Raw genomic sequence first — 22,654 nt, forward strand, 5'->3', positions numbered from 1 at the left:
CGGGCCCCGGCCGACGTCGACGGATCGACCTCAGGCGTCCTGGACGGGGATCGCCTGGGCCCGCGGGCGGGCCGGTCCGCCCGGCGCGGTCGGGTCGGCGGGCGCCGGGGCGGCGCCGTTCGCCACGGCGGCGGCCGGGCCGGTCACCGCGCCGTTCATCGTCCCCAGCAGCTGGCGGGCCAGGCCGAGGCCGGTGCCGCCCATGGTCAGCGCCTTGGCGAACATCTCGCCCATCCCCTCCGCGCCGTTGAGCAGCACCATGTGCTCGACGTTGCCGAAGGCCTCCGCGCCGGCCCGGACGATCTCCGGCCAGTTCTCGGCCAGTTGCTGCGCGACCACGGCCTCCTGGTTCTCCGCGAGGGCCGCCGCACGGGCCTTGATCGCCTCGGCCTCGGCCAGACCGAGCGCCCGGGCGGCCTCCGCCGCCGCGAGGCCCTTCGCCTCCGCGGAGGCGGCCTCGGCCTGGCCGGTGGCGCGGGTCGCCTCGGCGGAGGCCAGGCCCCTGGCCTTGGTGGCCTCGGCCTCGGCGAGTGCCGCGATCTTCACCCGGTTCGCCTCGGCGCCGGCCTTCAGCTCGGTCTCCTTGGCCTGCGCCTGGGCGGCCGAGATCCGGGCGTCGCGGTCGGCGTCGGCCTTGGTCCGGGTCTCGTACGCACGGGCGTCGGCGGGCTTGCGGACGTCCGCCTGGAGCTGCTGCTCCTTGCGGTGCGCCTCCAGCTCGGCGACCTTGGTCTCCTGGACCACGACCTCCTGGCGGGCGGCGGCCTGGGCGAGCGGTCCGGCCTGCATGGCGCGGGCCGTCGCGGTCTCCATCTCGGCCTGGTAGCCGGCCTGCTGGATGCCGCTGTTGCGGGTCGCCTCGGCCTTGCGGGCGAACGCCTCCTGCTCGGCCTCGGTGGCCTGGCGGTCCGCCTCGGCCTGGGCGATCCGGGCGTCCCGCATGACCCGCGCGGCGTGCGGGGCGGCGAGGTTCTGGATGTACCCGGTCGGGTCGAGGATCTCCTGGATCTGCAGCGAGTCGATGATCAGACCCAGCTTCTCCATCTCCGTGCCGGAGGCCGCCCGGGTCTCCCCGGTGAGCCGCTCGCGGTCGCGGATCATGTCCTCGACGGTCAGCCCGCCGACGATGGAGCGCAGGTGACCGGCGAAGACGTTGTGGACCCGGTGGCCCATCATCTGCTGCTGGTCCAGGAAGCGGCGGGCGGCGTTGGCGATCGACACCGTGTCGTCGCCCACCTTGAAGATCACGACGCCCTTGACGTGCACCGGGATCCCCTGCGAGGTCACGCACTCGACGTCGAGGTCGGCCTCGTTGAGGTCCAGCGACAGCTTGCGGACGACCTGGACGCCCGGGGTCACGAGCGTCCCGCGGCCGGTGACGACCCGGAACCCCAGGCCCTCGCCGACTCCCTCGGCGCGGTGCCTGGACCCGGAGATGATCAGTGCCTCGTTGGGCTCGGCGACCCGCCACATGAGCTTGAACAGCACGATCAGGATGAAGATCGAGGCGACGGCCGCCCCTGCGATGCCGATGAGCATCGGCTGATTCCCCCTTCAGGGCACACCGGTTCCGTGGCTGCGCTCGGTTGTGCAGGGTGGCGCGGAACGCGGTGGCAGCAGGATTCTGCGCCTGTTCCGATCAGTTGGGAAGCAGTTGATGTCCTGATTCTGTATCAGCCGGTCAGGCCGGTGCTACGTACACGGTCCGTGGCGGCTGGTACTCGACCACGACCACCCGGGAGCCGACCGCCAACCGCTCCCCCGGGAACGCCGGATGGGCGAGGAAGGCCTCCGACCCCTGCCGGGCCGGAACGTGGATGATCACCTCGCCGACCAGGCCGTCGCCGACCGTCCCCGTGACCCGTCCCGTGCTGCCGACCACCGCGGCTCCTCTCTCCGTCCGGTCCCAGTCTGCCCGCCGGCCGCTCCGCGGACCCCCTCTGGACCACCGCCGGAGTGCCCGCTACGGTGTTGAGGTCTTGTTGCGGACAAAACCGTCCGTAGACACGGGAGCTCGGAGCACCGGGCTGAGAGGGCGCTGAACGGCACGCACCACGCGTACCGACCGCTGCGTCGACCGCAGGAACCTGGACCGGGTAATGCCGGCGTAGGGAGTAGAAGGTCAGATGACCATGTTCGAAACACCGGAGAAGTCTGTCCGGAATCCGGCGAACGGCACGTCCGGAAGCACCGTCAGCAGCGCGGCCACCGGCTACCCGACCCCCGCGTGGCGCAAGGCCTACCGCGAGGGATCCCGCCCCGACCTGCGGGTTCCCTACCGCGAGGTGGTGCTCACCAACGGCGGGAGCGTCCCGCTGTACGACACCTCCGGCCCGTACACCGACCCCGGCTACGAGCCGGACGTCCGCCGCGGGCTGCCCGCCCTGCGCGACTCCTGGATCCGTCAGCGCGGCGACGTCGAGGAGTACGACGGCCGGGAGGCCCGCCCGGAGGACGACGGGATCAAGCACACCTCGCCGCGCGGCGGGGACCTGCGCAACCTGGACGCCGTCTTCCCCGGCCGCCCGCGCCGCCCGCTGCGCGGCCGCGGCTCCGCCGCCGTCACCCAGCTCGCCTACGCGAAGCGCGGGATCATCACCCCGGAGATGGAGTTCATCGCCCTGCGGGAGGGCATGGAGGCGGAGTACGTCCGCTCCGAGGTGGCCCGCGGCCGCGCGGTGATCCCGCTGAACGTGAACCACCCCGAGGTCGAGCCGGCGATCATCGGCACCAACTTCCTGGTGAAGATCAACGCCAACATCGGCAACTCGGCGGTCACCTCCTCGATCGAGGAGGAGGTGGAGAAGATGACCTGGGCCACCCGCTGGGGCGCCGACACCGTCATGGACCTCTCCACCGGTCGCAACATCCACACCACCCGCGAGTGGATCCTGCGCAACTCCCCCGTCCCGATCGGCACGGTGCCGCTCTACCAGGCGCTGGAGAAGGTCGACGGCAAGGCCGAGGACCTGAGCTGGGAGGTCTACCGCGACACCGTGATCGAGCAGTGCGAGCAGGGCGTCGACTACATGACCGTGCACGCCGGCGTGCTGCTGCGGTACGTGCCGATGACCGCGCGCCGCAAGACCGGCATCGTCTCGCGCGGCGGCTCGATCATGGCGGCCTGGTGCCTGGCGCACCACCGGGAGAACTTCCTCTACACCAACTTCGAGGAGCTCTGCGACATCCTCGCGGGCTACGACGTCACGTTCTCGCTCGGTGACGGCCTGCGCCCCGGCTCCACCGCGGACGCCAACGACGAGGCGCAGTTCTCCGAGCTGCAGACCCTCGGGGAGCTCGGCCGGATCGCCCGCGAGCGCGACGTCCAGGTGATGATCGAGGGCCCCGGGCACGTCGCGATGAACAAGATCAAGGAGAACATGGATCTCCAGAAGGAGATCTGCGACGAGGCGCCGTTCTACACCCTCGGCCCGCTCACCACCGACGTCGCACCCGGCTACGACCACATCACCTCGGGCATCGGCGCCGCGATGATCGCCTGGTGGGGCACCGCGATGCTCTGCTACGTCACGCCCAAGGAGCACCTGGGCCTGCCGAACCGGGACGACGTCAAGACCGGCGTGATCACCTACAAGATCGCCGCGCACGCCGCCGACCTCGCCAAGGGCCACCCCGGCGCCCGCGACTGGGACGACGCCCTCTCCGACGCCCGCTTCGAGTTCCGCTGGGAGGACCAGTTCAACCTGGCCCTCGACCCGGAGACGGCCCGCGCCTTCCACGACGAGACGCTCCCGGCGGAGCCCGCCAAGACGGCCCACTTCTGCTCGATGTGCGGGCCGAAGTTCTGTTCGATGAAGATCAGTCAGAAGATCCGCGACGAACACGGTGACGGGTCCACCGCCGTCGCCTCGGCCCTGGACGGCGAGGCGGAGGCCGGCATGGCCGCGATGTCCGCCGAGTTCGCGGCCAAGGGCAACCGGGTGTACCTGCCGCTGGCGGACTGACGGCACGGCCGAGTCCCGGTCCGCGCCCCGCAGGGGAGGGCGCGGACCGGGGATCGGCGAGCCCGGGGCGCTCCGGCAGTGGGTCGAGCCGCGCCGGACACGGCGCTACAGCACTCCGCGGTCGATGTCCTGCGCCACCAGTTGGCGCATGATCATGAGACCCGGCGGCAGGGCGAGCGGCTGGTAGTGGTGCGTGCAGGGCCAGCCGTGCGAGGCTCCGGCGATGCGGCGGATCACGAAGAGCGTCGAGAGGCGCGGGTCCGCGAGGGTGTTGCCGCTGTACGGTGCCGCCAGCGGTTGCAGCAGCCGGGCGTCCCGGGCGATCGCGAAGAGCTGGTCGCGGCTGAGGTCGGGGCGGTCGAACTCGCAGCCGAGGACCTCGGCCATCGCGCCGAAGGAGACGGCGGCCTCGGGGATCCGCGGATGCCAGAGGGGGGCCGAGGGCTCCCGTTGGGCAGGCACGGCGGGCGGTGCGGCGTCGTGGTCGACCCGAAGGCCGGCGAGGACGCCCGATGCCTGCTCCGGACTCGCCCGGGACAGCGCCTCGGCGATGACGGCGGCGGCGTCCCGGGGGTCGGTCCTGGCCAGGGCGAGGAGGGCCTCCAGGCCGGCTCGCGCGACCGACCTGAAGATCACGGCGGTCTCGGCAGGGAGCTCCGACGCCGGGTTGTCCTCGGCCTGGTAGCGGCCGGTCCGCCTGATCGCGGGGAGCACCTCGTGGGTCACCCAGCGGCGGAACCTCTTGGCATCGGGCTTCCTGGAACGAAGGATCAGTGAGTACAGCCCGGACTCGCTGATGATGGAAAGCTGCTGGTCACCACCAGGGGTGCGCATAGTATGCGCACCCTTTTCGTCGTCGTCGAGCCCGCGTACAGCACTGTGCACGCGGGCGATCTGGAGCACCGCGGCGACATCCGCGGCGACCCACCACGGCTCCCCGTCGACGGTGACCACACGGACCTCGTGGCCCTGGAAGTCGAACTGGGCGAGGGCACTGCTCTGCGTCGTCATGCCCCGTCCAACGATTCACCTGGTCGGCGGATACGGATGCGCAACTTCACTCGTATGCGGTACGACCAGTGACCATCGGCGCATCGACTCGTGCGTTCCGCAGCCGTGTGCCCGGGGTGGCTGCGGCGGCCGGGGGCGCCCTACGAGATCGCCCGCAGCCGGCCGGGGGCCCGGTGGCGGAGCTGGTCGAGGGCCTGGGCGCTCGCGTCGTCGGCCGGGAGGAGGACGACCAGTTGTTGGGCGTCGGCGGTGAGTTCGAGGGTCTCGCGCAGGAGCCGGAGCGCGTGCCCCGACGGGTGGTCGATCCGCAGGACGCCCCGGGCCGGTACCAGGTGGCTGTTCAGCTGGCGGGTGAACTCGGGGCCGGCGGTGGGGGCGAGTTCGGCCGTGAGCCACTCGCTGTTCTCGACGGAGGGGCCGAGCCAGAGGTCGAAGGCCTGCTCGTCCGCGACGTCGTCCCAGTCGGCGAAGAAGGTCCTGGCCCGGGGGTCGGTGAAGACGTAGCGGGTGAGGTTCGGGGTGTCGGCGTCGAGCAGTCCGCCGGCGCCCATCAGCAGTTCGTAGCCGCTGGTGCGGGCGAGGACGTCGCCCAGCCGGTTGGTCAGGACGGCGATCCCCGGTTCCAGCAGGCGCAGGGTCTCCCGGACGGCGGGGCGGACCTCGCGGCGCGGCGGCTCCGGGCGGGGGTGTGCGGTGCACTCGCCGCCGGTGATCTTCGTGAGGTAGCGCAGGTGGGTGCGTTCGGACGGGTCCAGGCCGAGGGCGTCGGCCAGCGCGTTCACCACCGCGACCGAGGGGTTGCGGTCCCGGCCCTGCTCCAGCCGGGTCAGGTACTCGACGCTGATGCCGGCCCGGGTCGCCAGGTCCGACCGCCGCAGACCGGGTGACCTGCGGCGCCCGTGGTCCGGCACCCCCAGGGACTCCGGCTGGATGCGGTCGCGCCTGGCCCGGATGAAGTCCCCCAACGGCGTACCCATGCTTCGAGGTTAGCGGCGTCCCGGCGGGCCGTGGAGTGCTCAGGGTGGCCCTGCGGGGGCCAGCCCGGGCACGGTCTGGTTGCCGTCGCCGGCCGGGCCGATCGTGGTGGGCATGGAGAAGCGCAAGAGCAGGCTCGTGATCGTGGTCGGAAGCGTCCGGGAGGGCCGGTTCGGCCCGGTGGTGGCCGGGTGGGTGGCCGAACAGGCGCGCACCCATGGCGGGTTCGAGGTGGAGGTGGTCGATCTGGCCGGGATCGACATCCCGCTGGCGCTGCCGGCGGCCTCGCCGAAGTACGCGGGTGAGGAGTACCCCCGGCCGGCCGGGATGGCGCCGCTGACCGCGGCTCTGGAGGGCGCCGACGCGTTCGTCGTGGTGACGCCCGAGTACAACCACAGCTATCCCGCGTCGTTGAAGGCGGCGGTCGACTGGCACTTCACCCAGTGGACGGCGAAGCCGGTCGCCTTCGTGAGCTACGGGGGTGCGGCCGGCGGGCGGCATGCCGTCCTGCATCTGGAGAACGTGCTGACCGAGCTGCACGCGGTGACCGTCCGCGACGGTCTGGCCTTCCCGAACTACTTCACGGCCTGGCAGGACGGTCGCCCGCTCGACCCGGGGGCCCCGGGGTACGCGAAGACGCTGCTCGATCAACTGGCCTGGTGGGCGCAGGCGCTCCGCGCCGCGCGGGCGGCCGCCCCCTACCCGGCCTGAGCGGATCGGGCGGGTGCCCGGGTGACGGGTGCCCGCAGGGGCCGGGGGATCGCCGACCCGGTCGCGGGCCCCGGCCGGACGGCCTAGCCTGGGCTGGCCGCGACGGGCGGCGTCCCGGAGCTCGCGGAGGACTGGATGGCCCTGAACTGGAAGCTCGTCGTCGACTGCTCGGACCCGCACCGGCTGGCCGGCTTCTGGGCGCGGGCGCTCGGGTACGAGGTGGAGGAGCACGGCGAGTTCATCGACCGGTTGATCGGGCTCGGTGCGATCGGTGAGCAGGACTACGTCGAGGTCGACGGGCGGAAGGACTTCCGCGGCCTGGCGGCGGTCCGCCACCCGGAGGACCCGGTCGATCCGGACACCGGCACGGGGCTGGGCCGGCGCGTGCTCTTCCAGGGCGTACCGGAGCCCAAGACGGTCAAGAACCGGTTGCACATCGACCTGCACGCGGGGCCCGAGCAGCGGGACGCCGAGGTCCGGCGCCTGGAGGGGCTGGGGGCGACCGTCCTGCGGGTCGTGAACGAGCACGGCTCGACGCACGTCACCATGACGGACCCGGAGGGCAACGAGTTCGACGTCCAGTAGCGGGCGCGGCCGTCGCCGGCGGCCGTTCACTCGATCGGAGGAGAAGCCGGTTCGGAGCGGCCGTCGGCCGCCGCCGGCCCGTAGCGTGTGGGCCGATCACACCGAGCGGCCACCGGGACGCCGTTCCGGCGGGCACGGCCCGCGGGTGGGTCGCGAGCACGGGGCAGGGCCGGCACGTGGCAGTGGAAGCGGCAGCGGCAGTGACGTTGGACGAGGCGACCCGCCGGATGCTGGACGGGAGGAACTTCGCGACCGTGGCGACGCTGAACCCGGACGGCGGCCCGCAGACCTCGGTGGTCTGGGTGATGCGGGACGGCGACACGGTGGTGTTCTCGACCACGGCCGGGCGGCAGAAGGCACGCAACCTGCTGAAGGATCCGCGGGTCAGCCTCACGCTCTTCGACCGCGCGGATCCGTACCGGACGGTGGAGATCCGGGGCGTCGCCGAGCTGCGGGAGGATCCCGCGCGGGAGCTGCCGAGGGTGCTCTCCCGCAAGTACCTGGGGATCGAGCCGCCGGCCGAGGAGGCCGAGGTGGTACGGCTGGAGGTCCGGGTGCTGCCGAGCCGGGTGGTCACGTTCTCGCCCTGAGCGAGCGGGCCCGAATTGCGGTTCGGTGTCGCGGTGGGGGAATTCCGTAGGGAATGTCAGGACATCAGCTCTCGCGGGGATACCGCGAGGGAAAACCGAGGAGACGCGGCAGGGCGCGGTCCAGTAGCGTACGCCGTCGTCCTTCTCGACTGATCGTCCGTTGAACCCACAGGAATGCTCATGAATCTCGACTTCAGCGCCGAACCCCTCTTCTCCTGGTACGTGGTGCTGCTGTGCTTCAGCGGTGTCGCCATGGTCGTCATGGGTGCCATCAATTTCGGCGCACTCAGCACCGGCTGGCGCATATTCAACCTGGTGGCGGGTGTCGGCTTCTTCGGCTACGGCATCTACCTCGGGTTCATCTTCGAGGGGGGCAGCTACCTCCTGTTCTTCAAGGCGTTCATCCTGCCGGGCGTGATGATCTTCAACTTCGTGCGTTCGCTGGCCAACCGGAGCAACACGCCCGCGCCGCAGCCCTTCCTGCCGCCGCAGCCCGCGGCCTACCCGCAGGCGCAGCCCGGCCAGGCGGCCTACCCGCCGGCTCCGCAGGCCCAGCAGCCGGCGCAGCCGGCCCAGGAGCACCCGGCCGGCTGAGCCGAGCGCACCGGAGCAGCGACGGACGCCGTCCCGACAGCAGGCCCCCGGCCTGCCGGGGCGGCGTCCCGCGTTCGCCCCGGCCCGTCACGGCCCCGGCCCGTCACGGCCCCGGGGCGGGTTCGGCCCCGGTCCGGATCAGACGTCGTCGGGGCTGGTGAAGGCCGGTGGGCTGTAGCCGGGGCTGCTGAACTCGGCGGGGCGGGGGTGGCGGCCCTCGGGGTCGGTGACGCCCTCGACGCCGGGGCTGGAGAAGCCGGGGCTGCTGAAGCTCGCGCCGGTGTAGCCGGGGCTGCTGAAGTCCGGCGGGGTGGGGGGATCGGGGCGCTCGGCGGTGGATTCGACGGGCGGTGCCGGTCGGGGCGCCGGGGTGAACGGCGACAGCGCCGGTTCGGAGTCCAGGTTGGCCCGCAGGTACGGCAGCAGGGCGCGGTCGCGCAGGGCGAGGTGCCAGGCGCGGCGCGCGTCGGCGACCTCGGCGCGCAGGTCCGGGTCGCTCTCGTCCGGTGGTCCGGCGCCGTCGCGCAGGGCGGTGAGGACCAGGCCAACGATGCCGAAGACCATGGCGGCGGCGCCGATGGCCAGCGCCAGCCAGCCCGCGGTGAGCAGCGAGCGGCCCAGCAGCAGTTCGGGCGCGGTGGTGCGCAGCACGTACCCGAGCAGCAGGAAGACCAGTCCGGCGGCGCCGGCCAGGATCGGCGCGAGGACGGTGAGCACGGGGAAGAGCCCGGCGCCGTCCTCGGAGCGGAGCTGGGAGGCGAGTTCGCCGACGGTCTGCGGGCCGGTGCTGCGGGGGGTGGACTCGTGGACCGGGACGGGCCGTGGTCGTCCGGCGCCGTCGCGCAGGTTCTCGCGCAGCCGGGTGTAGTGCTCGTACTCGACGGCGGCGCCGGAGGCGATGGCGCTCGCGGCGAGCAGTGCCTTGGTGCGCAGCTGCTCGGAGGTGAGGCGGGTGGTGCTGCCGGTGCCGATGGTGCCGGCTCCGGTGCCCGGCTCGCGTTCGCGCAGCGCTGCCAGGATGGTTCCGTCGCGCAGTGCTTCGTCGAGGAGGCGCTCGAAGTCCGGGCGGTCCTCGGCCAGCAGGTGCGGGGCGTTGTTCATGCGGACCCCGTTCGCTCCGTCACGGAGGTGGACTTCCGCACCGGGGGCGGTGCCCTCGGAGGGTGGGGCCGGGGCGGCCTGGTGCGGTGTGCCTCGATGGTAGGGGCGGGTGGGGGCGCACAGACAGTCGGTTTCCGGAATTTCAGCGCCCGGGGCGTGTGATGCGCCCGGGCGATCCGTTCCGAGCCCCTTCAGTTGACGGGCAGTCGGGCGATGAGCAGCCGGCCTTCCATGGTGACGCCGCCGTCCATGGCGATGGCGAGGTCGTCCGCGTAGACGTACGGGCCGGGGATGTGCGGGGGCGCGCCGTCGTCGGCGTGCGCCGCACCGGTGAGGTAGGGGATGGGGCTGTGGCCGTGCACGACGCGTCCGCCGCCGTAGGCGTCGAGCAGCTCGTGGACCGCGGTCGGGCCGGCCTCGCCGCGGAAGGCGAACCGCTTGGTGAAGCGGCGGAAGGCGTCCCACCACTCGTCGGCGCCCTCGTCGGCGAGCAGGTGGTGGACGGCGTCGTTGACCTCGGCGATCGACTCGCCGTACTCCAGGTACGCGGTGGTGTCGGAGTGCAGCAGCAGGTGCCCGTCCTCCAGCGCCATCGCGGGGAGCCGGGAGAGCCAGCTGATGTGGTGCGACTCCAGCCGGTCGAGGTCGTGCTGCTGGCCGCCGTTGAGCCGCCAGGCGGCGAGGAAGGACGCGGTGCCGGCGGTGGACTGGACGGGCTCGTCGCCGTAGCGGTGCGCGCCCAGGAACAGCAGTTCGTGATTGCCCATCAGGGCGCGGCAGTACCCGCCGGCGGCGGCGGCCTCGGCGGCGAGCTGCATGACCAGGTCGATCACGCCGATGCCGTCCGGGCCGCGGTCGGTGAAGTCGCCGAGGAACCAGATCCGGGAGCGGCCGGCCGACCAGTGGCCGTCGGCGTCGATCAGGCCCTGGTGGCGGAGCTCGGCGACCAGTTCGTCGAGGTAGCCGTGGACGTCGCCCACCACGTACAGCGGGCCGGGCGGGTCGCCGGGCTCGGGCGCCGGGTACGGGGTGGAGTAGGGGAGGCCGTCCTCGGTGAGCGGCGGGCCGAGCTCGATGGTGGGCGGGTCCTCGCGCTGCAGGGGCTGGGCGGCCCGGTCGTGCAGGGTGGGCTCGTGCCCGGCGGGCGCGTGGAAGGCGGGCTCGTGGTACCCCGGCTCCTGGTAGTCGGCGTCCTGGTAGTCGGCGTCCGGGTAGCCGGCCTCCGGGTACCCGGCCTCCTGGTACGCGGGCTCCCCCGGGAAGCCCGCCTCGGCGAAGCCGGACTCGTGGAAGGCCTGGTCGTGCGGGGTGTCGTGGTGCGGGACACCGTGCGGGCTGACCCCGTGCGCCGGCGCGTCGTGGTGCCGCTCCCCGTGCTGCCGCTCGCCGTGCGGGGCGCCCTGGTGGGCACCGGCGGGCCAGTGCTGTTCGAGGTAGCGGGCTCCGCCGTAGGCGCTGTACGTCTCGGAGTAGCCGTCGGTGTAGCCGGTGGGTTCGGCGGGCTCGAAGTAGGAGCCGTAGGGCAGCACGTCGAGGTCCGGCTGATGGCGGGGGCCTGAGTCCGGCTGTTCAGGCCCGGGGAAGCGGTCCTCGGGTGTCATCCGCCCATCATAGGAAGAGCACTCTCCCGCCGTCCTCACCTGGTGGGTATCCAATTCTCCGGAGCGTCAGCCGTGCGGTCCGTGCGGTCCGTTTTATCCCGTCCTGGGATGGTCTAGACCTCGCCTGGTGAGCGGGGCGGGCTGACGGTCCTTCGGGAGCTGCGGCGCTGCGACGAGGCCCGGACGATGAGCTCGGTGGGCATCAGGGTGCCGGGCGGCGGGCCCGTCCCGGCGGTCCGGTAGCGGGGCGGGAAGAGCCGTCCGACGTCCACGCCGGTGCCCGAGTCGACCCCCTCGATGGCGTCGATCAGCAGATTGACCACGGTGGTGCCGATCCGGCGCGGCTTGAGCGAGAGGGTGGTGATCGGCGGCTCGGTGCCGGCGTACACGTCGCTCTCGCTGCAGCAGACCAGCAGCAGGTCGTCGGGCACCCGCAGGCCGTACCGCCGGGCGGCGGCGAGCAGGTCGGTGCCGTTCGGGTCGAAGAGGCCGTAGACGGCGTCCGGGCGGTCCGGACGGGCGAGCAGCCGGTCGGCCGCCACGGCGCCGGCCGCCGGGTCGTGGGCCGGGTAGGTCTCGTACACCGGCTCCTGGCCGACCCGGACGCACCAGCCGAGGTAGGCGTCGGTGGAGAGCCGGGTGTAGGTGTCGGTGCTGGTGCCGGTGAGCAGGCCGATCCGGCGGGCGCCGGACTCGCTGAGGTGGTCGAGGATGCCGAGGACGGCGGCCTCGTGGTCGTTGTCGACCCAGGCGGTGACCGGGCAGTTGCCGGGCTTGCCGTCGCTGACCACCGGCACGCCGGACCGGTAGAGCTCGCTGACCAGCGGGTCCTGGTCGGGCGGGTCGATCACCACGGTGCCGTCCAGGGCGATGTTGCTCCAGACGTCGTGCCGGGAGGAGGCGGGCAGCACCACCAGGGCGTAGCCGCGCCCGAGGGCCGCGCTGGTCGCGGCCCTGGCCATCTCGGCGAAGTAGGCGAACTCGGTGAAGGTGAACGGCTCCTCGCCGTAGGTGGTGACGGTCAGTCCGATCAGGCCCGACCTGCCCGTGCGCAGGGTGCGGGCGGCGGCCGAGGGGCGGTAGCCGAGGCGCTCGGCGACCTCGCGGACCCGGCTTCTGGTCTCGTCGGGTAGGCGGCCCTTACCGTTCAGCGCGTCGGAGACCGTGGTGATCGACACTCCGGCGGCTGCTGCCACATCCCGGATGCCGGCCCGCTCCAGACGTCGTGAGGTGGTGGGTCGCCGACCGCTCTGGTTGGCTGCTGCTGTCATGGCGGACCGATCGTATGGCTCATGACGGCTCCCCGTGACCGAGGCGCTCGGAAGCGGAGAAGATACGTTTCTCCATGAACGAGGCGGAGGCACTCCCTTCGATACCCGGCGGAAATCAGCCGTCTTACCTCTGACATGTGCCATTGGAACCCGGCAGAATGGCTGATCTGCACCCCTCGACCGCTCGGGCATGTCACCCCTACGGGTGAGGGCGGTCGGTATCGTTCATGGCACCCGACCGGGGGCGGGGCGGTGCGCACCCGAGTACCCCGCGCACGGCGATCCCGCGGCGCGGCGGACATGATCAGCACTGCGTCCCCTCAAACAGGGGGTGCGGCGGCAGAGCACAGAAGGAGACGAGCGTGAGCGGTACGGCAGCGCAGGGCCCACGGCTGAGGCCGACCCTGGACGGCATCCCCACCTACAAGCCCGGCAAGCCCGCCGGAGCCGACGCCTACAAGCTGTCCTCCAACGAGAACCCGTACGAGCCGCTCCCGGGCGTGCTCGACGCGGCGGTCGCGGCGGCCGGCTCGTTCAACCGGTACCCCGACATGGCGGTCTCGGAGCTCACGGAGGAGCTCGCGGCCCGGTTCGGCGTCCCGGTCGAGCACATCGCCACCGGCACCGGCTCGGTCGGCGTGGCCCAGTCGCTGATCCTCGCCGCGGCCGGCCCCGGCGACGAGGTGATCTTCGCCTGGCGCTCGTTCGAGGCCTACCCGATCATCACCCAGGTCGCCGGCGCGACCCCCGTCCCGGTGCCGCTCACCGCGACCGAGGACCACGACCTCGACGCGATGCTGGCCGCGATCACCGAGCGGACCCGGCTGATCTTCGTCTGCAACCCCAACAACCCCACCGGCAACGCGATCCACCGCGCCGAGCTGGAGCGCTTCCTGGACGCCGTCCCGGCCGACGTCCTGGTCGTCGTCGACGAGGCGTACATCGAGTTCATCCGCGACGCCGAGGTGCCCGACGGCATCGAGCTCTACCGCGACCGCCCCAACGTCTGCGTCCTGCGGACCTTCTCCAAGGCGTACGGCCTGGCGGGCCTGCGGGTCGGCTTCGCCGTCGCCCACGAGCCGGTCGCCACCGCGCTGCGCAAGACCGCCGTCCCGTTCGGCGTCAGCCGGCTCGCCCAGGACGCGGCGGTCGCCTCGCTGCGCGCCGAGGACGCCCTGCTGGTCCGGGTCGAGGCCCTGGTCGAGGAGCGGGCCCGGGTGCTCGCCGCCCTCACCGAGCAGGGCTGGACGGTGACCGACTCGCAGGCCAACTTCGTCTGGCTGCGCCTCGGCGAGCGCACCCTCGACTTCGCCGCCGCCTGCGGCGCGGCCGGTGTGATCGTCCGCCCGTTCCCCGGCGAGGGCGTCCGGGTCACCATCGGCGAGGTGGCCGGCAACGACATCTTCCTCGCGACGGCCGAGACCTTCCGCAAGGCGCTGTAGCCGCCGGCCGCCGGTCCTGTTCGGATCGAAGGGGTGCCCGCCGCCGGCGGTGCACCCCTTCGTGCTGCCCGCCCCCGGTGCCGCTGCCGCCCCGCGGTGCGGCCCGCCGGTGCGGCGTCCGGGTGGTCGGCCCGACTCCACCAGGGAGTTTGGGAAACCGGGAATCTGACGGTCTATCGTTTTCGGCATGTCCTCTGCCGAGCTGATCCGCATCGTCTCCCGCTCCTCCCCCATGGCCCTCGCGCAGGTGGAGCGGGTCCGCACCGAGCTGGCCGCGCTGCATCCCGGGATCAGGACGGAGGTCGTCCCCGTCACCACCTCGGGCGACCGCTGGATGGGGGACCTCGCCCAGCTCGGCGGCAAGGGCGCCTTCACCAAGGAGGTCGACGCCGCGCTGCTCGCCGGCGAGGCCGACCTCGCGGTGCACTGCGTCAAGGACGTGCCGGCCGACCGGCCGCTCCCCGCCGGGACGGTCTTCGCCGGGTTCCTCAAGCGCGACGACATCCGGGACGCCCTGGTGCACCCCGCCGGCCGCACCCTCGACGAGCTCCCCGCCGGGGCCCGGATCGGCACCTCCTCCGTCCGCCGCCGCGCCCAGCTGGCCGTCTCGCACCCGCACCTGGAGTGCGTGCCGATGCGCGGCAACGCCAACCGCCGGCTGGAGAAGCTGCTGGCCGGCGAGGCCGACGCGCTGCTGCTGGCCGTCTCGGGCCTGGAGCGGATCGGGCGGCCCGACCTGATCACCGAGATCCTCCCGGTCGAGACGATGTGCCCGCCGATCGGCGCGGGCGTCCTCGGCCTGCAGTGCCGCGAGGACGACACCCGCACCATCGACACCGTCTCCGGCCTCGGCGACGCCGACACCTGGCGGGAGACCACCGCCGAGCGGATGTTCCTGCACGTCCTCCAGGGCCACTGCAACAGCCCGATCGCCGGTTATGCCAAGGCCGAGCGCGACGGCCGCCTCTCGCTGCGCGCCCGGGTCTTCTCCCCCGACGGCAAGACCGTGCTCGACGCCCACGAGTGGGCCGGCCCGCTGGACCCGGCCACCCTGGGCACCTCCGTCGCCGTCGCCCTGCTGCGCCAGGGCGCGCGCGAGCTGATCGACACCATCCCGCACTGAGCCCCGGCACCGTCGGACCGCCGCCCGCACCGGGCCCCGGCACCGGTGGCCGCCGCCCGGATGCGGCCGGCGGCCCGGCGGTGCAGGGTCGGGGTATGGCCTCGATCATCGTGCTGCTGGAGCTGGAGCCGTCCACCGAGGTGCTCGACGCCGGCGAGGTCGACGTCGGCGCCCGGGTGCGCTGGGTGCACGCCGCACCGGGCGATCCGGAGGCTCCCGGCGACCCGGGGGAGCGGACGTTCTGCGGCCTCGACACCACGCCCCTGGAGCCCGAGCCCTACCGCCCGTCCGGACCGGGGGAGCCCTGGTACCCGCCGCTGCACCGCACCCGGCGCTGCCGCGAGTGCGAGGCGGCCCTGCGGAGTCTGTGAGGCGCGCCGCCCAGTGCCCGGCCTGGCGCCCGCGGCGTGTCCGAGGCCCGGCGTCCCCGCGGTCCGGCGTCCGTCGCCCCGACCCGGGAGGGCGGAGGATTCCGGTGCCCTCGCGTCCCGGTGGCGCGCAGACTGCCGGGACGACCGCCGACACGTCCGCTCCCCGCAGCAGCAGGCGCTGCGCCGCCGGCACCGGCCGGTACGACCCGCAGGCGCTGAAGCGGCTCTGGCACTGCCCGCCCCGCTTCGGGACGCCGCACGCGGGCTGAGTCCGCGCGACACCCGGCACCCGACACCCGGCATCCGGCACCCGGCGCCGAAGGCGGGCGGACCGGGAGACCGGGGGCCCGCCCGCCCGGCCCCCGGTCCGCCCGTCGACGTGCACGCCGTCGCCGTCCGTCACCCGCTGCGCCGGCGCAGGAAGACCGCCGCGGCCACCGCGCCGACCAGCACCAGCGCGGTGTTGACCAGGACGGCGAGGTCGACGCCGCCCAGCACCGTGGCGGCGGCGGTGCCGCCGCCGAGGGCGGCCGTCCGGGCGGTGAAGACGGCGCTCATCACCGGGGTGCCGAGGGTGATGCCGACCTGCTGGGTCATCGTGGCGACCCCGGTGGCGAGGCCCTGCTCGTGGTCGGGCAGACCGGAGGTGGCGGTCACCATGAAGCCGACGATCGCCAGCATGTTGCCCACGCCGCCGACGAAGGTGGCCGCCAGCAACAGGGTGAGCCAGCCGTGGCCGGTGCCGAGCAGCAGCAGTGCGGCGGTGGCGGCGGCCTGCACCAGCAGACCGGTGACCAGCGCGTTCCGCGTCCCGAGCCGGCGGATCACCCGGGGTGCGTGGATCCCGCCGAGGACCGTCCCGGCGCCGAGCACGCCGAAGGCCAGGCCGGTGGCGAGGGCGGAGTAGCCGAGAACCCGCTGGAGGTAGAGCGTCATCAGGAACACCAGCGAGGTCTCGGTGGCGAAGGCGACCAGCCCGGCGGCGTTCCCCCAGACCACGGTCCGGCGCCGCAGCACCCGGACGGGCACCAGCGGGTGGGCGGCGGCCCGCTCGACGAACCAGAACGCCACCAGCAGCAGCGCGCCGACGGCCAGCGCGCCGAGCGCGAGCGGGTCGCCCCAGCCGTGCTCACCGGCCGCCGTGAGGCCGTACACCAGGGCGAGCAGGCCGCCGGTGACGGTGGCGGCGCCCGGCAGGTCCATCCTGCCGCGCCCGGCGCCGGCGGCCGCGGCGGACTCGGGGATCAGGCGCGGCGCGACGAGCAGCACGGCCAGGGCCACCGGGACGTTGACGAAGAACGCCCAGCGCCAGCTGAGCAGGTCGGTCAGCAGCCCGCCGAGGACGGCGCCGGAGGTGAAGCCGGCCGACATCAGCGCGCCGTTCAGGCCCAGGGCCCGCTCACGCAGCGGCCCTTCGGGGAAGGCGGTGGTGAGCAGCGCGAGCCCGGCGGGGGTGACGGCGGCGGTGGCCAGCCCCTGCACGACCCGGGCGGCGAGCAGCACCGCCGGCGTCGTGGCCAGGCCGCCGACCAGCGAGGCGGCGGCCAGCACTCCGAGCCCGAGCAGGAACACCCGGCGGCGGCCGTACAGGTCGGCGACCCGGCCGAACAGCAGGCTGAACCCGGCCGCGCCGAGCGCGAAGGCGGTGACGATCCACTGCAGGCCGCCGAGCGGGAAGCCGAGGCCGCGGCCGATCACCGGCAGGGCGACGTTCAGGATGGAGAAGTCCACGGCCAGCATGAACTGGGCCGCCAACAGGACGACCAGGACGATCCGTTGGCGTCCGGTCATGGCGGCGGTCGCCGGCGCGGCCGGCGGTGCGGGGGTCTTGTCGAGCAGGGTCACGGCGGTTCCTCCGGATCGGTGCGGTGCGGTGGGTACGGGCAGCAGCCTGCGCGCGTCCGCCGCGCGGACCCAGCCCCCTGCGGTGGGTAGCACTGGCAGGGGCAGGCTGCGCGGGCCCGGCCGGTGTTCACTGGAGTCATGGACACACCGCCGGAGTTGAGTGACTTCCTGCGCACCCGCAGGGCCCGTCTGCAGCCCGAGGACGTCGGCCTCGTCGCGTACGGCGCGCGCCGCCGGGTGCCGGGGCTGCGCCGGGAGGAACTGGCCCAGCTGGCGGGGGTGAGCGTCACGTACTACACCCGGCTGGAGCAGGGGCTGAGTCTCAACGCCTCCGACGAGGTGCTGGACGCGCTGGCCCGCGCGTTGCGGCTCAGCCCGGACGAGCACGCCCACCTGCGCAACATCGCCCGCCCGGGCCGGGTCCGGCCGCGCCCGGCGGACCGCTTCGAGCGGGCCAGGCCCGGCACCCGGCAGCTGATCGCCGCGATGCGGGAGGTGCCCGCGGTGGTGGTCGGGCACCGCAACGAGGTGCTGGCGTGGAACGTGCTCGGCCACGCGCTGCTGGCCGGCCACCTCGATCCGGGCAGCCCGGACCGCCGGGGGGAGCGGCCGAACCTGTCCCGGATGCTCTTCCTCGACCCGCACACCCGGGAGCTGTACCCGTGCTGGGAGGAGGAGGCGCGGGCCAACGTCGCGTACCTGCGACTGTCGGCGGGCCGGCACCCGGACGACCGCGAGCTGGCCGCACTGGTCGGCGAACTGTCGATGAACAGCCCGGAGTTCGCCGCGCTCTGGGCCAGGCACCCGGTCAACGACTGCCTGTTCGGCACCAAGGTGCTGCACCACCCGGTGGTCGGCCGGCTGGAGCCGGCCTTCGAGGCGATGCCGCTGCCGGAGGGCGGCGGCCACCGGATGCTGCTGTACAGCGCCGCGCCGGGGTCGGCCGACGAGGCGGCCCTGCGGCTGCTGGCGGGCGCGGCGGCCGGTGCGTCGGCGGGCGCGGCCGGCCCGGACTGCGGGATCACTGTGGATGGCTGGGAACTTCCTGGGAGTTCGGTCAACCGCTGATGAGGCGGTCGGCCCGGACCGGCCAAGGGTGTGTCGTTAGAACCCCGAATGTCCGGTTTTCCGGGCTCAGGGATCTCCCAGTTGCGCCCCAGGACTCCGCAAGAGCCCGGGGCGAGGCTTGCCCCCATGAAGGTGTTCCCGCGACGGCGTGGTGCCGTCCTCGTCAACTCCGCACTCGGCGTGGCCCTCCTGGGGGGCGCCGCCCTGGTGTACACCACCTTGGACAGCGGTACCAGCGTGGCGGCAGGCAAGGCCCAGGTACGAACGGCGACGGTGGCCAAGGGCACGGTCCTGGCCACCGTGTCCGGAACCGGCACCCTTGCCTCGCCGACCGACGCCGGGCAGGACTTCGTCACCGGTGGCAAGCTGACCGCGGTCAAGGTCGCGGTCGGCGACACGGTGACCAAGGGCCAGGTGCTGGCGACCGTGGACACCACGGCGGCCCAGCAGCAGGTGGCCGCCGCCCAGTCGGCGCTCACCGCGGCCAAGGCCAACCTGACCAAGGCCCAGGCCGGCGTCACCACCACGACCACCTCCCAGCTGCCCGCCTCCACCGGCTCGGGCTCCTCCGGCGGCGGTTCCGGCTCCTCGGGCAGCGGCGGCCGCGGTACCGGCGCGACCGCCACGGCGAGCGCCACCCCGACGCCGCAGACCACCACGATCACCACCACCAAGGTGGACGACGCGGCGGTCGCCCAGGCCCAGCAGCAGGTGGACACGGCACAGACCAATCTCACCAACGCCCAGGCCACGCTGGCCGGTACGACGCTGACCGCCTCCGTGGACGGTACCGTCGCCTCGGTCGGCGGCAAGGTCGGCGACACAGCCTCGGGCGGCGCCACCGGCTCGACCGGCTCGACCAGCAGCAAGACGACCGGCACGACGGGCACCTCGGGCTCCGCGACGCCGAGCGGCTTCATCGTGCTGACCAACCCGACCGGGATGCAGGTCACCGCGGCCTTCTCCGAGCTGGACTCGCTCAAGCTGAAGAAGGGCGAGGCGGCCACCGTCACGCTCAACGCGCAGTCCGACACCAAGCTCAACGCCACCGTCCTGTCGGTGAGTTCGCTGCCGACCAGCAGCGGGAGCGGTGGCGCGGTGCAGTACGGCGCGACGCTGCAGATCACCGGTGACACCAGCAAGCTGCGGACCGGCCTGAGCGCCACCGTCTCGGTGGTCACCGGCGAGGCGGACAACGCCCTGTCGCTGCCCGCCGCCGCACTCGCCGGCACCGGCGCCAGCCGCACCGCGACCCTGGTCGCGGCGGACGGCAGCACCTCCCGGGTGACGGTGACGGTCGGCGTGGTCGGCGACTCCACGGTCGAGGTGACCGAGGGCCTGAAGGAGGGCGACAAGGTCGAACTGGCCTCCACCACCTCCGGATCGAGCAACGGGTTCCCCAGCGGGAACTTCCCGGGGCTCGGCGGCGCGGCCGGCGGCCAGGGCGCGGCGATCCCCGGCGGCGCCGGGACCGGCGCGCGGGGCGGCAACCGCTGATGGGCCGCGTCACTTCCGGCCCGCGGGGCGGCGGGCGGCACGCCGGCACCGTCGCCCGCGCGGGCGCCGCCACCGGGGGCGACTCCGGCCCCCCGCCGGTGATCCAGATCCGCCGGGTCACCAAGTCCTACGGCCACGGGGACGCGACCGTGCACGCGCTGCGCGGCCCGTCGGACCCGGTGACCGGGGAGCCGCTCGGCGTCACCCTGGACATCGAGCAGGGCGACTTCGTCGCGGTGATGGGCAGTTCGGGCTCGGGCAAGTCGACCCTGATGAACATCCTCGGCTGCCTGGACGTCCCCACCGGGGGCCGCTACCTGCTGGACGGCACCGACGTCGGCCACCTCGACGAGGGGCAGCTCTCGCTGGTCCGCAACCGCAAGATCGGCTTCATCTTCCAGTCCTTCAACCTGGTGCCCCGCACCACGGCCCTCGCCCAGGTCGAACTCCCGCTGGCCTACGCGGGCGTACGGTCCGCCGAGCGGCGGCGCCGGGCGCTGGCGGCGCTCTCGCTGGTCGGCCTCGCCGACCGCTCCGGGCACAAGCCCAACGAGCTCTCCGGCGGTCAGCAGCAGCGGGTGGCGGTGGCCCGGGCACTGGTCACCGCGCCCGCCATGCTGCTCGCCGACGAGCCGACCGGCAACCTGGACAGCCGCTCCACCGAGGAGGTGCTCGGCATCATCGACGGGCTCAACGCCATCGGCCGCACCGTCGTGCTGATCACCCACGAGGACGAGGTCGCCCGGCACGCCAAGCGGGTGATCCGGCTGGTGGACGGCGCGATCGTGTCGGACGTCCGGCAGGGCCCGGTGGCCGGCCCGCCGCCGGCGATCCGCCCCGAGCTGGTCGGAGGCCGGTCGTGATCCTCTGGCAGATGCTCCGCTTCGCCTTCGGCGGCCTGGCCGCCAACAAGGTGCGCTCCGCCCTGACCATGCTGGGCGTGCTGATCGGGGTCGCCTCGGTGATCCTGCTGCTCGCGGTCGGCAACGGCTCCTCCGTCGCGGTGAAGGACTCGATCACCGCGCTGGGGACGAACTCGCTGACGGTGTCGGCCGGTTCCTCCTTCGGCGGGGCCCGTGGCGCGTCGACCGCGAAGAAGCTCACGGTCGACGACGCCAAGGCACTGGCCTCCTCGGCGCAGGCGCCGGACATCAAGTCCGTGGCGCCGGTGGTCACCACCACGGGAGCCGCGCTGTACGGGGACATCTCGTACACGCCGGGCTCGATCGTCGGCACCTACCCGGCGTACTTCGAGACCTCGAACCAGAAGGTCGAGAAGGGCGACTACTTCAGCAACGACGACGTGCTGAACGCCCGCAAGGTCGCGGTGCTCGGCTCGACCACGGCCAAGCAGCTGTTCGACACCGAGGACCCGGTGGGCAAGCAGATCACCATCGGCGGTACGCCGTTCACGGTGAGCGGCGTGCTGAAGACCAAGGGCAGCACCGGGTTCAACGACCCGGACGACCTGGTGATCGCCCCGCTGCCGACCGTCCAGAACGCCTTCACCGGCTTCGGTTCGGTCAACCAGATCCTGGTGCAGGCGACCTCGGCGGAGACCACCACCGCCGCGCAGGCCGAGATCACCCAGATCCTGATGGGCACCCACGCCCTGGCGGACGCCACCAAGCTGGACTTCCGGATCAGCAACCAGGCCTCGCTGCTGACCGCGAGGGAGAGCACCGGCAAGACCTTCACGGTGCTGCTCGGCGCGGTCGCGGCGATCTCGCTGCTGGTCGGCGGGATCGGGATCACCAACATCATGCTGGTCACCGTCACCGAGCGGACCCGGGAGATCGGCATCCGCAAGGCGCTCGGTGCGCCGAAGGGCGTCATCCTCGGGCAGTTCCTGACCGAGTCGACCCTGTTGTCGGTGCTCGGGGCCGGACTCGGGGTGCTGGCGGGTCTGATCGGCTCGCACTTCAGCATCGTCGGCATCAAACCGGTGGTGATCCCGGAGTCGGTGCTGGCCGCGTTCGGCATCGCGGTCGCCATCGGCCTGTTCTTCGGCAGCTACCCGGCCAACCGGGCCGCCTCGCTGCGGCCCATCGACGCCCTCCGGCACGAGTGACAAGGAGCCCTGACCACCATGAGCAACGACAACCACTCGCTGGTGCCGCGCGAGGACGACAACAGCCCGATCGCGCAGGTCGAGCTGCTCTCCAGTGCGCCGGACGCCCGTGACATCACCGCCGAGCTGGCCGCGCCGCCGCGCCGCCGGCTGCCCTGGGTGACGCTCGCCCTGGCGGGCGGGGTGCTCGCCGCGGCCGCGTTCAGCGGCGGCGTCTGGTACCAGCAGAACCACGGCACCCAGAAGACCGCGGCGGGCGGCGGGGGGCAGCAGCGGGCCACCGGCCAGGGCGCCGCCGGCGGCTTCGGCGGCCAGGGCACGGCGGGCCAGGGCGCGGCCGGTCAGGGCACCGGCCGCCGCAACGGCCAGACGGGCGGCACCGGCGCGGCCGGTGGTGCGGGTGCGCCCGGCGGTACCGGCGCGGGCGGCTTCACCCGGGGCACCGTGAAGGTGGTGGACGGCACCACCGTCTACCTGACCGACGCCAACGGCAACACCGTGAAGGTGACCACCGGCGACTCGACCAAGGTGCAGCTCAACAAGGAGGGCAAGGTCGGCGACCTGCAGCCCGGGCAGAGCGTCACGGTGGTCGGGACCCCGGACGCCTCGGGTGCCTACGCGGCCACCCAGCTGGTCGAGGGCGCGGCGACGGGCGGCTTCGGCGGCTTCGGCGGCGCCCGCACGCCTTCCGGCGGCTGACCCCGCGGTCGCCGGAATCCACGGCCCGGCCGGCGTCAGCCGGCCGGGCCGGCTCCGTGCCGGGGTAGGTTCTGAGGAGCCCGCAGGAGGGCTTCGACCGGGTGTTCGGCTGCGAAGGGCCCTTGTCCCGGGAA

At 73.4% G+C, this 22,654-nt stretch carries 22 protein-coding genes and 1 riboswitch; of the genes, 14 read left to right on the forward strand and 8 right to left on the reverse strand.

Going from position 1 to position 22,654, the window contains the following annotated elements; all coding sequences use genetic code 11:
• Positions 1-30: 30 nt before the first annotated feature.
• Both ACFTWP_RS09190 and ACFTWP_RS09195 read right to left on the reverse strand, forming a co-directional pair.
• Positions 31-1,539: a flotillin family protein gene (locus ACFTWP_RS09190; RefSeq protein ID WP_380263617.1), complete on the reverse strand. Its 1,509-nt coding sequence runs from the start codon at positions 1,537-1,539 to the stop codon at positions 31-33.
• 142 nt (positions 1,540-1,681) lie between these two features.
• On the reverse strand, positions 1,682-1,882 hold the full coding sequence (locus ACFTWP_RS09195) for a hypothetical protein (protein ID WP_380263618.1): 201 nt from the start codon (positions 1,880-1,882) through the stop codon (positions 1,682-1,684).
• Between the two features lie 114 nt (positions 1,883-1,996).
• Positions 1,997-2,131, forward strand: a riboswitch (TPP riboswitch).
• On the opposite strand from ACFTWP_RS09195, the gene thiC reads away from it, so the two are divergent.
• Positions 2,127-3,965, forward strand: a complete 1,839-nt coding sequence (thiC, locus tag ACFTWP_RS09200) for a phosphomethylpyrimidine synthase ThiC (protein WP_380263619.1) — start codon at positions 2,127-2,129, stop codon at positions 3,963-3,965. (Overlaps the previous riboswitch by 5 nt.)
• Positions 3,966-4,070: 105 nt before the next feature.
• Here thiC and ACFTWP_RS09205 read toward each other — a convergent pair whose 3' ends face one another.
• Together ACFTWP_RS09205 and ACFTWP_RS09210 are read right to left on the reverse strand one after the other, a co-directional pair.
• Complete coding sequence (locus tag ACFTWP_RS09205) at positions 4,071-4,976, reverse strand: Bro-N domain-containing protein (protein ID WP_380263620.1); 906 nt, start codon at positions 4,974-4,976, stop codon at positions 4,071-4,073.
• Between the two features lie 140 nt (positions 4,977-5,116).
• Entirely contained in the window at positions 5,117-5,953 is an 837-nt protein-coding gene (locus ACFTWP_RS09210; RefSeq protein ID WP_380263621.1) for a helix-turn-helix domain-containing protein, read from the reverse strand.
• Between the two features lie 112 nt (positions 5,954-6,065).
• On the opposite strand from ACFTWP_RS09210, the gene ACFTWP_RS09215 reads away from it, so the two are divergent.
• The 4 genes from ACFTWP_RS09215 to ACFTWP_RS09230 all read left to right on the forward strand — a co-directional run bounded on the left by ACFTWP_RS09215 (position 6,066) and on the right by ACFTWP_RS09230 (position 8,431).
• Positions 6,066-6,662, forward strand: a complete 597-nt coding sequence (locus tag ACFTWP_RS09215) for an NADPH-dependent FMN reductase (protein ID WP_380263622.1) — start codon at positions 6,066-6,068, stop codon at positions 6,660-6,662.
• A gap of 135 nt (positions 6,663-6,797) precedes the next feature.
• Positions 6,798-7,247, forward strand: coding sequence for a VOC family protein (locus tag ACFTWP_RS09220; protein WP_380263623.1), 450 nt, complete (start codon positions 6,798-6,800; stop codon positions 7,245-7,247).
• Positions 7,248-7,447: 200 nt separating this feature from the next.
• On the forward strand, positions 7,448-7,837 hold the full coding sequence (locus tag ACFTWP_RS09225; RefSeq protein ID WP_380263624.1) for a PPOX class F420-dependent oxidoreductase: 390 nt from the start codon (positions 7,448-7,450) through the stop codon (positions 7,835-7,837).
• Between the two features lie 180 nt (positions 7,838-8,017).
• Complete coding sequence (locus ACFTWP_RS09230; RefSeq protein WP_380263625.1) at positions 8,018-8,431, forward strand: hypothetical protein; 414 nt, start codon at positions 8,018-8,020, stop codon at positions 8,429-8,431.
• A 138-nt stretch (positions 8,432-8,569) separates the two neighbouring features.
• Here ACFTWP_RS09230 and ACFTWP_RS09235 read toward each other — a convergent pair whose 3' ends face one another.
• From ACFTWP_RS09235 to ACFTWP_RS09245, 3 genes are all read right to left on the reverse strand, one after another.
• Complete coding sequence (locus ACFTWP_RS09235; RefSeq protein WP_380263626.1) at positions 8,570-9,532, reverse strand: hypothetical protein; 963 nt, start codon at positions 9,530-9,532, stop codon at positions 8,570-8,572.
• 191 nt (positions 9,533-9,723) lie between these two features.
• Positions 9,724-11,133, reverse strand: a complete 1,410-nt coding sequence (locus ACFTWP_RS09240) for a metallophosphoesterase (protein ID WP_380263627.1) — start codon at positions 11,131-11,133, stop codon at positions 9,724-9,726.
• A gap of 113 nt (positions 11,134-11,246) precedes the next feature.
• Positions 11,247-12,404, reverse strand: coding sequence for a LacI family DNA-binding transcriptional regulator (locus tag ACFTWP_RS09245; protein ID WP_380263628.1), 1,158 nt, complete (start codon positions 12,402-12,404; stop codon positions 11,247-11,249).
• 362 nt (positions 12,405-12,766) lie between these two features.
• On the opposite strand from ACFTWP_RS09245, the gene hisC reads away from it, so the two are divergent.
• From hisC to ACFTWP_RS09265, 4 genes are all read left to right on the forward strand, one after another.
• Positions 12,767-13,846, forward strand: coding sequence for a histidinol-phosphate transaminase (gene hisC, locus ACFTWP_RS09250; protein ID WP_380263629.1), 1,080 nt, complete (start codon positions 12,767-12,769; stop codon positions 13,844-13,846).
• Between the two features lie 187 nt (positions 13,847-14,033).
• A complete protein-coding gene (gene hemC / locus ACFTWP_RS09255; RefSeq protein WP_380263630.1) occupies positions 14,034-14,969 on the forward strand; it encodes a hydroxymethylbilane synthase in 936 nt (311 codons plus the stop codon).
• A 95-nt stretch (positions 14,970-15,064) separates the two neighbouring features.
• Complete coding sequence (locus ACFTWP_RS09260) at positions 15,065-15,340, forward strand: hypothetical protein (RefSeq protein WP_191288444.1); 276 nt, start codon at positions 15,065-15,067, stop codon at positions 15,338-15,340.
• A 104-nt stretch (positions 15,341-15,444) separates the two neighbouring features.
• On the forward strand, positions 15,445-15,609 hold the full coding sequence (locus tag ACFTWP_RS09265; protein ID WP_380263631.1) for a hypothetical protein: 165 nt from the start codon (positions 15,445-15,447) through the stop codon (positions 15,607-15,609).
• Between the two features lie 130 nt (positions 15,610-15,739).
• Here ACFTWP_RS09265 and ACFTWP_RS09270 read toward each other — a convergent pair whose 3' ends face one another.
• Positions 15,740-17,131, reverse strand: a complete 1,392-nt coding sequence (locus ACFTWP_RS09270) for an MFS transporter (protein ID WP_380263889.1) — start codon at positions 17,129-17,131, stop codon at positions 15,740-15,742.
• A 192-nt stretch (positions 17,132-17,323) separates the two neighbouring features.
• Here ACFTWP_RS09270 and ACFTWP_RS09275 point away from each other — a divergent pair, with 192 nt between their 5' ends.
• The 5 genes from ACFTWP_RS09275 (at position 17,324) to ACFTWP_RS09295 (ending at position 22,520) form a co-directional block, all read left to right on the forward strand.
• Positions 17,324-18,253, forward strand: coding sequence for a helix-turn-helix domain-containing protein (locus ACFTWP_RS09275; RefSeq protein ID WP_380263632.1), 930 nt, complete (start codon positions 17,324-17,326; stop codon positions 18,251-18,253).
• 126 nt (positions 18,254-18,379) lie between these two features.
• A complete protein-coding gene (locus tag ACFTWP_RS09280) occupies positions 18,380-19,750 on the forward strand; it encodes an efflux RND transporter periplasmic adaptor subunit (RefSeq protein ID WP_380263633.1) in 1,371 nt (456 codons plus the stop codon).
• Positions 19,750-20,613, forward strand: a complete 864-nt coding sequence (locus ACFTWP_RS09285) for an ABC transporter ATP-binding protein (protein ID WP_380263634.1) — start codon at positions 19,750-19,752, stop codon at positions 20,611-20,613. The genes ACFTWP_RS09280 and ACFTWP_RS09285 overlap by 1 nt, the downstream gene beginning before the upstream one ends.
• Positions 20,610-21,821, forward strand: coding sequence for an ABC transporter permease (locus tag ACFTWP_RS09290; RefSeq protein WP_190211471.1), 1,212 nt, complete (start codon positions 20,610-20,612; stop codon positions 21,819-21,821). Before ACFTWP_RS09285 ends, ACFTWP_RS09290 begins: the two co-directional genes overlap by 4 nt.
• An 18-nt stretch (positions 21,822-21,839) precedes the next feature.
• Positions 21,840-22,520 (forward strand): hypothetical protein, encoded by a 681-nt coding sequence (locus tag ACFTWP_RS09295; RefSeq protein WP_380263635.1) that lies wholly within the window; start codon positions 21,840-21,842, stop codon positions 22,518-22,520.
• Positions 22,521-22,654: the final 134 nt, after the last annotated feature.

The organism is Kitasatospora sp. NPDC057015 (assembly GCF_042673745.1).
In the GTDB taxonomy this organism is placed as follows: domain Bacteria; phylum Actinomycetota; class Actinomycetes; order Streptomycetales; family Streptomycetaceae; genus Kitasatospora.

Bases quoted from the DNA above. Each gene is read 5' to 3' on its own strand.
- ACFTWP_RS09295 (WP_380263635.1), top strand. From the start codon at position 21,840: ATGAGCAACGACAACCACTCGCTGGTGCCGCGCGAGGACGACAACAGC.
- ACFTWP_RS09285 (WP_380263634.1), top strand. From the start codon at position 19,750: ATGGGCCGCGTCACTTCCGGCCCGCGGGGCGGCGGGCGGCACGCCGGC.
- ACFTWP_RS09210 (WP_380263621.1), bottom strand. From the start codon at position 5,953: ATGGGTACGCCGTTGGGGGACTTCATCCGGGCCAGGCGCGACCGCATC.
- ACFTWP_RS09190 (WP_380263617.1), bottom strand. From the start codon at position 1,539: ATGCTCATCGGCATCGCAGGGGCGGCCGTCGCCTCGATCTTCATCCTG.
- thiC (WP_380263619.1), top strand. From the start codon at position 2,127: ATGACCATGTTCGAAACACCGGAGAAGTCTGTCCGGAATCCGGCGAAC.
- ACFTWP_RS09220 (WP_380263623.1), top strand. From the start codon at position 6,798: ATGGCCCTGAACTGGAAGCTCGTCGTCGACTGCTCGGACCCGCACCGG.
- ACFTWP_RS09230 (WP_380263625.1), top strand. From the start codon at position 8,018: ATGAATCTCGACTTCAGCGCCGAACCCCTCTTCTCCTGGTACGTGGTG.
- ACFTWP_RS09275 (WP_380263632.1), top strand. From the start codon at position 17,324: ATGGACACACCGCCGGAGTTGAGTGACTTCCTGCGCACCCGCAGGGCC.
- ACFTWP_RS09260 (WP_191288444.1), top strand. From the start codon at position 15,065: ATGGCCTCGATCATCGTGCTGCTGGAGCTGGAGCCGTCCACCGAGGTG.
- ACFTWP_RS09235 (WP_380263626.1), bottom strand. From the start codon at position 9,532: ATGAACAACGCCCCGCACCTGCTGGCCGAGGACCGCCCGGACTTCGAG.
- ACFTWP_RS09240 (WP_380263627.1), bottom strand. From the start codon at position 11,133: ATGACACCCGAGGACCGCTTCCCCGGGCCTGAACAGCCGGACTCAGGC.
- ACFTWP_RS09205 (WP_380263620.1), bottom strand. From the start codon at position 4,976: ATGACGACGCAGAGCAGTGCCCTCGCCCAGTTCGACTTCCAGGGCCAC.
- ACFTWP_RS09270 (WP_380263889.1), bottom strand. From the start codon at position 17,131: ATGACCGGACGCCAACGGATCGTCCTGGTCGTCCTGTTGGCGGCCCAG.
- hemC (WP_380263630.1), top strand. From the start codon at position 14,034: ATGTCCTCTGCCGAGCTGATCCGCATCGTCTCCCGCTCCTCCCCCATG.
- ACFTWP_RS09280 (WP_380263633.1), top strand. From the start codon at position 18,380: ATGAAGGTGTTCCCGCGACGGCGTGGTGCCGTCCTCGTCAACTCCGCA.
- ACFTWP_RS09215 (WP_380263622.1), top strand. From the start codon at position 6,066: ATGGAGAAGCGCAAGAGCAGGCTCGTGATCGTGGTCGGAAGCGTCCGG.
- ACFTWP_RS09245 (WP_380263628.1), bottom strand. From the start codon at position 12,404: ATGACAGCAGCAGCCAACCAGAGCGGTCGGCGACCCACCACCTCACGA.